This window comes from Thauera sp. ZXT1-4, from assembly GCF_052598215.2.
Genome location: NZ_JBQWSN020000034.1, coordinates 20,926 through 27,721, shown reverse-complemented (window position 1 = coordinate 27,721; position 6,796 = coordinate 20,926). Strand labels below are relative to the sequence as shown.

The window sequence follows — 6,796 nt, the reverse complement described above, 5'->3', positions numbered from 1 at the left end:
CCGGGCTGGCCGATGACGCGTTGCGCTTCATCGGGCTGATCTACCGCATCGAGCGTCGCCTGGTCGAGGCTGACCCGGACGTGCGCCTGCGCGTGCGCCAAGGGCGCACCCGGCGAGTGCTGACCGCGTTCCACCGCTGGCTCACCCATCACCACCCGACGCTGCTGCCGCGCTCGCCGCTGGGGCGCGCATTTGCCTATGCGCTGTCGAACTGGACGGCGCTCACCGTGTTTGCCGACAGCGGTCTCCTCGCGCCGGATAACAACACCGCCGAGCGCGCGATGCGACCGGTGGCGATCTCGAGGAAGAACTGGCTGTTTGCCGGCAGCCCACGTGGCGGACGGGCCGCCGCCGTGGCACTCTCGCTGATCGAAACCGCGCGCTTGAACGGCGTTGAGCCCTACGCCTACCTGAAGGATGTGCTCACGCGCCTGCCTGAGCACCGCATGGACCGGCTCGATGAACTGCTGCCGATGAACTGGAAGCCCGCGCCCTGATGGACCCCGCCACCCTCGAAGCCCTCAACCGCGCAAGCTCGCTCGAACTGTTCCATCTGTCGCGCGTGATCGAGCGCCTGATGTCGGACCCGTCGCGAATCGTGCAGATCCGGCTGCATCTGCACCTGGGACCTGCACGTCTTTTTGCTGATCTGCCTGGGCATTGCTCAGGCAAGGCGGCAAGCTCACCGACTGCGATGCCGGATCGCCGTCGCTTTCGCGCGCGAGGTACGTACGTTCTTTTTTATACATATACGTCTTATACGTACTGCCCCGCTCAGCCGTCATGTGGCGAGCGTGTTCGGTCTGTTGCGGAACAAGCGTGCTGCCAGCGGAATCGCCAGACAATGGCAGTGGGTCGGCTGCCTCGCTCGCCTGCGATCGCGGCGTCGGGGGCAAATCATCGTCGTCGTGAAGTTGATCGCGGGTCGCAATGGAGGCGGCTTCAGGTGCCTGCGCCAGCGTTGCCTGAATGTGGACGGCCACCCGATCCACCTGGTTGTTTTCGTGGCCGATGGAGGCTTGCAGAAGCGCGGACAGACTGGCATCGAGCGCGCAGGCCTGCTGGAAGTGCAGGGCGCTTTCGTGAACCTGATACAGCTCGCTGAGCACATGGCCGGTTAGAGGATCGCGGTGTTGGCCTACCCGGCTGATCCAGCCCGTCAGCCGAAGCACAACGAGGACGCGCCGGGCCGTCTCGTACCCGGCCCTCTGCCCCAGCGGGGTGGAGGTGAGATAGCGACGCAACTGCCCGAGATTTGCCAGCGGGCTGATGCCTTCCGCAGAACGCAGCATGCGCAGAACCTGCCAGCCGTTGCGCTCCAACGGCGTGAGGCGGGCATCGAGCATGAGCGATGCCGGCGTAGTGAACAGGGCATCTTGCCCCAGCGGATTGTGGCGGGTGTGATGGCCTGCCATGAGAATTCTCCAAGGTATGGGCCACAGCGGCCCGTTCCCCTGCATCTCATCGCGTACTGCTCCAGGCGTCAGCCAACAATGCGGTCTGCGCCATACCCGTTTTATCCGGCAGGCGCAGCGCTGGCCCCGGCATCCAGACTGATCTATCATCCCGATACCCCTATGGGGGTACAACTGGGGGTGCTTCCAGCGATTCCCGCAAAGGCCGTGGCCCGATTTCTCCGCGAAACCTAGTGCTCACGGGACTTTGCCGACCGATCAACGTTTAAACGTGTGATCAACGTCTGAGCACCAGCCCCTCACGTACAGCGCATCCACCCAAAGCCCGGGGCCGGTTTCACGGCCGCCCCGGCGGCAAGCGACACGGCCCGCGTTCTGGCCTACAATGCCGCTTTACCCATCGATCGCCTGCCGCATGACCACGCCTGCCCACCATCGCTTCGCCCGTTGCCGCGCACCACTGCGCGCGGGTGGTCGTGTGCGTGCGCGCAGCATGATGTCACCGCTGCGCGATCTCGCGACCCAGCTCGCATTCAAGGTCACAGGGTCTCCCGCCGTGCTTTCTGAAGCCGTGCGGGGCCAGCGAAGGGGCTAAGCCCCACCCCCGCACGGCACTTGCCCGGGACGCGCGCACCGCGCCGCCCGTTCAACGTGCAGCCGCTGCGGGCTTCCTGTCCAGCCTCCCGCCCCTCAAGACCGCATCCGCGGTTCGGCACCGGTCCATTCGGCCCCCCCCGCTCATCGACATCCCGTCGGCTGCACTCCAGGACACCGCGCCATGGCGCGGCCAAGTGATGCACGAGGGTGATGCAATGGTTCTCACACGCAGTTTCGTCAGGGCGAAGCGCCCCTGCACCGACGGATTCCGTTGGTTCGTCCGCCAGTTTGGCGACGGCGGAAACTATCAGAACATGCTCGACGAGATGGTGGCAGCCGGTCGGGTGGGCGATGCCTGCTGGCTGCTGGAGCAGTTCGGACCCACCGACGAGGTGCGCGTGCTCGACACGATCGAGGCCGATGCGATCGTCTTCGCCGGGACGCTGGAGGTACGCGGCAGCGTGGATGCGGGAGGTGTCGTGCGCGTCGGGCGCTCGCTGCATGCCGGCGGCGGCCTGCGCGCAGGTGGCGGAATTCACATCGGCGCAGACTTGCGCATCGAAGGCAGCATCCGCGCCGAAGACGGGCTGCGCGTAGGAGGCGATCTGCGCGCAGGCTGGGGAGTGGACTGCACGGGCGACCTACGCTGCGACGGCGAGCTTCGCACCGGCTGGGACCTGCACTGCACCGGGCGCGTGCGTATCGCGGGCAATGCCTTCGTCGGCCTCGGCGTGCAGGTGGATGAAGGCGTACGTTGCGCCAAGGGCCTGCAAGCCGGCGGTGACATTCAAGTGGCGAACAGCCTGCGTGCCGGCCAAGGCATTGCAGCAGGCGGTTCGATCCAGGTCGGCCTGCACCTGGAGGCGGGCTGGGGCATCAAGGCCGGCGGAGTAATCGGCGCCGCAGGGGCGATCCGTGCCGGGGAAAGCCTGAGCGCAGGCGAGGCCATCCGCGCTGGCGCCGGCTACGGTGTCTTCGCAGGCCTCGACGTGCAGGTGGAGGCCTGGGAGAGCAGCGCCCGCGTCAGCGCCCCAGAGAAACCCGAAGCTCTGATGAGCGGCTGGTGGGCCGGCCCGGCGGTGTGTTGAGGAGAAGACGAAATGAACGTAACCGCCCACCGCCACGCACGCTCACCACACGCGAAGTGTGCCTCCGCCTACCCGGGCAAGAGCCTGCACAACCTCGGCTCAGCCGTTGCCGCCCCCGGCGCAGTTGGCCCGGGGACCCGCAGGGTGCTCCTCGCCAGGGTTTGGGCCATGGGCCGGCTTCACACACACGGTCTTCTGCCTTCTCCGCGCGGGAGCAGGGGCTCTGGACCTGAGGCACGATGAGGTGAAATCTCCCGATCCGTCCGCACCGCGCACGTCCTGGCTGCGCGCGTCCACCCGCGTCACCCTGCTGTTGCTGGCAGCTGCGTGCGCCGAACCGCTGATCCAGCACCTTCCTGCCGAGCATTCGCTACAGGCTTGGCTGGAGCCCGTGCGCAACACGTTGATCGCACTGACGATCTTCGCCGCCGCGCAGCTGACCCAGATCCTGATCAGCCTCCGCCTGTCCCAGCGCAGAAAGGGACAGCGCCCCGTGCCCAAGGTCCTGCTCGACCTCCTTCGGGTATTCCTTTTCGCATTCGCAACGCTGGTCGCCCTATCGCTGTTCTTCAACCGGGACCTGTCGGGCATTCTGACCGGCTCAGGGCTGGTTCTGGCAGTCCTGGGCTTCGCGATCCGCAATGTGGTGGCCGACACGCTCTCGGGCATTGCACTCGGCATCGAGGCACCTTTTCGTATGGGAGACTGGGTGCGTATCGAAACCCTCGGCCAGGGAAGAGTCCAGGAAATCGGCTGGCGTACGACACGGCTGGTCACGCGCGACAGCACGTACATGATCCTGCCCAACAGCCAGATCTCACGGCAGCGCATCACCAACTTCAGTGCCCCGCGCAAAGAGTTCCGTGACCACGCCGATCTCATCTTGCCGGTGGATCTGCCGGTGGCCGAGGCCAAGGCGCTGATCTGCGCCGCCCTCGCTGGAGCACGGAGCATCGTGGAAGAGCGGCCGGCCGAGGTGCAGGTGGTGCGATACGGCCCGCAGGGAATCAGCTACCGAGTCAAATACTGGGTCCCGCAACTCGATCATGAGCCCCTGTGCCGCGACGAGGTCTTCAGCCTGATCGATCTCGCCCTGCGTGCGCGCGACATCCCGTTTGCCAGCGCCCCCGTTGCGCCACCTTGCGCACACGAGGGCGCCCTGCGGGAGGACGCAGCCTGAGCGTCCTCCATTGCACGATCAACGGCGAGGCAAACAGACGCCTCCGGGGAAATCTCAGCGCCCGCCGAGCAGGCCGCGAATCCACACCCAGCGGCTCGCCACCAGCGCGAGAAATATCAGCCCACAGCCAAGCAACTGCAGAGCACTCATGGTTTCGGCATACCACCAGGCCGCAGCGATCGCGGTCCACACCGGCTCCAGCATCAGGATCAGCGCCGCATGGCTGGGTGTGGTGAGACTCTGCCCGCGCAACTGGAGCATGAAGCGCAACGTGGTGGCGACGACCGCGCTGGCGAGCAGCCAACCCAGCATCGGCAGCGTCCATTGCAAGGGCCATTGCTCCAGCATCAGCGCAGGCGGCAGCACCAGTACGCCGACCACGAGCATCTGCACCGTGCTCAGCGCCCGTACCGGCACCTTGCGCACGATGTGCGAATTGACGTTGAACAGGAGCGCGAACACCATCGCCGCGGCGAGGAAGAACCACTGCCCGGGCTCGACGCGAAAACCACCATCGAGCGAGAGGCAGGCGAAGCCCGCCAGCGCCGGCGGCAGCGCGAACCAGGTGCTCGCCGGCGGGCGATCGCCGAAGAACACGCGCGCCAGTAAGGGCACCGCGACGATCCCCAGACTGGAGATGAAGGCCGCCTCGCCCAGATGGCGCGCATGCGAGAGGCCAAGGATCCAGAGCACCATGCCCGCAGCAAACAACGCCCCCACCAGCAGGCCACTACGCAGGCCATGCGCATCGAGGGTGCGCAGTTGTGGCACGGAAAAGGCACCCAGAACCAGCCCGGCAATTGCGAAGCGCAGGCCGATGAATAGCAGCGGCGGCAAACCGACGAGCGCCTCCTTCGAGAAAATCCAGCCCGCGGCAGCGATCAGGCCCGTCAGTATCAGGACGAGATCTGCCTCAAAGCGATGGTGCGCGGGCTGCGACGCCCGGGGCGAAGCTGTACTCATCTGCTTCCTGTGCTGTTTCGATCAAGCGCCAGACCGGTTTCATCCGGTCACTGCACCCAGCCCCTCATCCGCGCGTGTGCCGTAGAGGGCGGCTGCGCAGCATATCGCATCCCCCTCGGCGGCGGCGGTGTGCCACGATGCTAAGATCCCGCTCATGACATTCGCCGGTTTTCCGCCTGCCCAGCCCAGCGCGCCTTACATCGGCCGCTTTGCGCCCTCGCCCAGCGGCGCGCTGCACTTCGGATCGCTGATCGCCGCGGCGGGCAGCTTTCTCGACGCCCACGCCCACGATGGGAAATGGCTGCTGCGGATCGAGGATGTGGACACTCCACGCACGGTGGCGGGTGCTGCAGCGGGCATCCTGCATACGCTCGAGCGCTTCGGCTTTGCATGGGACGGCGAGATCGTCTGGCAGAGCCAGCGAACCAGCGCCTACGAAGCCACGCTGGAGCGACTGAAGGCAGCGGGCCACGCGTATCCCTGCGCCTGCACACGCCGCGAACTGGCCGGGCAGCCGCTGGCCCGCGATGGCTCGCGACGCTATCCGGGCACCTGCCGTAGTGGCCTTCCCCCCGGGCGCGAGGGACGGGCGTGGCGCGTGCGCGCGGAGGGGCGGGTCCGCTTCGTCGATCGCATCCAGGGCGAACAGGAGATCGACCTCGCCGCCGACGCCGGCGACTACGTCGTACTGCGTGCCGACGGGCTGTTCGCTTACCAACTCGCGGTGGTCGTGGACGATGTCGATGCGGGCATCACCCACGTGGTGCGCGGAGCCGATCTGCTCGACGCCACCGCTCGCCAGATCCACCTGCTCGGGCTGCTCGGCATGCCGCCCCCGCACTACGCCCACCTGCCTCTGGCAACCAATGCTGCGGGCGAAAAGCTCTCCAAGCAGACCCTCGCGCGTGCGGTGGACGCGTTCCCACCCGGCACCGCGCTGCTGGCCGCCCTCGAATTTCTCGGCCAGAATCCCCCCTCCACACTCGCTCGCGCACCCATTGCCGAGATCTGGCAGTGGGCGTGTGCAAACTGGTCCATCACCGCCGTCCCGCGCCGCCGCCAGGCGGTCGCAGCCGGCTTTTCATGAGGTAACCCAATGCACCCGAACGACATCAGCGCGCAACCGGAAGCGATCCGCAAGCTGCTGCAGGGTAGCCGCACAATCGCGATCGTCGGAATCTCGGCCAAGCACGATCGCCCCAGTCACGAAGTCGCGCACTACCTGCAGAAGGCCGGCTACAAGATCATTCCGGTAAACCCTGCATATGCGGAAGTACTCGGCGAGAAGTGCTATCCGAGCCTGCGCGACGTGCCGGTGAAGATCGACGTCGTGGACGTATTTCGCAAGCCCTCGGACGTGCTGCCGGTGGTCGACGAGGCCATCGCGGTGGGCGCAGGCTGCGTATGGATGCAGCTCGGCGTGATCGCCCCCGAAGCGGCACAGAGGGCGGCCGAAGCGGGACTCCAGGTCGTCGTCGATCTATGCACCAAAATAGAGCACGCGCGCCTGATCGGACGCTGAGTGAAGCGGGTGGCGCCCATCCGCGTGCAGG

7 protein-coding genes are annotated in these 6,796 nt (G+C 66.6%); 5 read left to right on the top strand and 2 right to left on the bottom strand.

Translation table 11 applies throughout. The annotated features are described in order from the left end of the window. The coding region (locus ACUH78_RS17095) for an IS66 family transposase (protein ID WP_510497578.1) at positions 1–497 on the top strand (497 nt) is incomplete at its 5' end. Between the two features lie 24 nt (positions 498–521). Here ACUH78_RS17095 and ACUH78_RS17090 read toward each other — a convergent pair. Beyond that, positions 522–1,415, bottom strand: a complete 894-nt coding sequence (locus tag ACUH78_RS17090; RefSeq protein ID WP_445334128.1) for an STY4528 family pathogenicity island replication protein — start codon at positions 1,413–1,415, stop codon at positions 522–524. 812 nt (positions 1,416–2,227) lie between these two features. Between ACUH78_RS17090 and ACUH78_RS17085 the strand changes: the two genes are divergently transcribed. Next, positions 2,228–3,100, top strand: a complete 873-nt coding sequence (locus tag ACUH78_RS17085; RefSeq protein WP_418365434.1) for a hypothetical protein — start codon at positions 2,228–2,230, stop codon at positions 3,098–3,100. A 244-nt stretch (positions 3,101–3,344) separates the two neighbouring features. Beyond that, the gene (locus ACUH78_RS17080) at positions 3,345–4,280 is read left to right on the top strand and encodes a mechanosensitive ion channel family protein (protein ID WP_445334129.1); all 936 of its coding nucleotides are present in this window, start codon (positions 3,345–3,347) and stop codon (positions 4,278–4,280) included. Positions 4,281–4,334: 54 nt separating this feature from the next. Here ACUH78_RS17080 and ACUH78_RS17075 read toward each other — a convergent pair whose 3' ends face one another. Next, a complete protein-coding gene (locus tag ACUH78_RS17075) occupies positions 4,335–5,243 on the bottom strand; it encodes a DMT family transporter (RefSeq protein WP_445334130.1) in 909 nt (302 codons plus the stop codon). A 154-nt stretch (positions 5,244–5,397) separates the two neighbouring features. Here ACUH78_RS17075 and gluQRS point away from each other — a divergent pair, with 154 nt between their 5' ends. Together gluQRS and ACUH78_RS17065 are read left to right on the top strand one after the other, a co-directional pair. Then, complete coding sequence (gene gluQRS, locus ACUH78_RS17070) at positions 5,398–6,330, top strand: tRNA glutamyl-Q(34) synthetase GluQRS (protein WP_445334131.1); 933 nt, start codon at positions 5,398–5,400, stop codon at positions 6,328–6,330. A gap of 9 nt (positions 6,331–6,339) precedes the next feature. Continuing rightward, positions 6,340–6,765 carry a CoA-binding protein gene (locus ACUH78_RS17065; RefSeq protein WP_418365438.1) on the top strand — a complete coding sequence of 142 codons (426 nt, stop codon included), beginning with the start codon at positions 6,340–6,342 and terminating at the stop codon, positions 6,763–6,765. Positions 6,766–6,796: the final 31 nt, after the last annotated feature.

Bases quoted from the DNA above. Each gene is read 5' to 3' on its own strand.
- ACUH78_RS17075 (WP_445334130.1), bottom strand. From the start codon at position 5,243: ATGAGTACAGCTTCGCCCCGGGCGTCGCAGCCCGCGCACCATCGCTTT.
- ACUH78_RS17085 (WP_418365434.1), top strand. From the start codon at position 2,228: ATGGTTCTCACACGCAGTTTCGTCAGGGCGAAGCGCCCCTGCACCGAC.
- gluQRS (WP_445334131.1), top strand. From the start codon at position 5,398: ATGACATTCGCCGGTTTTCCGCCTGCCCAGCCCAGCGCGCCTTACATC.
- ACUH78_RS17065 (WP_418365438.1), top strand. From the start codon at position 6,340: ATGCACCCGAACGACATCAGCGCGCAACCGGAAGCGATCCGCAAGCTG.
- ACUH78_RS17090 (WP_445334128.1), bottom strand. From the start codon at position 1,415: ATGGCAGGCCATCACACCCGCCACAATCCGCTGGGGCAAGATGCCCTG.